The 612-nt window shown below is 46.7% G+C and carries 1 protein-coding gene; it reads right to left on the bottom strand.

What is annotated here, in order from left to right:
• The coding region (locus tag G9F50_RS20250; protein WP_165417787.1) for a T7SS effector LXG polymorphic toxin at positions 1-612 on the bottom strand (612 nt) is incomplete at both ends.

Here is a 612-nt window from a genome sequence, read left to right on the forward strand (position 1 = left end):
CGGATCGGTGACACCATCGGCCAGCTTTTTCTTTAGATCCTTGATTTCCCGCTCTTTCGCTTCTTCCTTCTTAATCATTAGATAAGCATCTGAATGTCTTGCAATCTCGCCTTTCTTCTTATGGATGTCGCTTTCTCGGTACGCTTTGGCGTTGTAGTGAAGCGGCGTGGCGCTTTTTCCTTTGCCTGTGGTGTTTTGGAGCTGTTGGAAGTCGGCTTGGATGAACTGTTCGTTCGCTTCGGTTTCTGTGTATTCCTTCGTTAGATCGTGATCAAGCTTGCCGAGCTTATGTATCGTTTCGCTTCTTTTTTTATCAGCTGAGGAAAGCTTTTGATCTGTGCTTTCGGTTGAAAACAATTCGAGCGAGATGATGTCTTCGATCTCTCCGAGGATGGAGCGCATGTCCTTTTTCTGTTCTTCCATAATGGCCTTTGATTTACTGAGGGCATGGGTGAGCTCATGCTCCAGAAATGATTCTTCCACATGCGAATTGGAAAGTCCAGAGTCTTCGACCTTGCCGGGAAGGCTTGTGAGAAATGCGATTTTCATGTCGATCAGATCAAGCCAGCTGTCTGTGACGCCGGCGTGGTCTTGGAAAAAGGCTTTGATGTT

It is taken from the genome of Bacillus sp. EKM206B, assembly GCF_011066015.1.
GTDB classification, from domain to species: Bacteria; Bacillota; Bacilli; order Bacillales; family Bacillaceae; genus Bacillus; species Bacillus velezensis.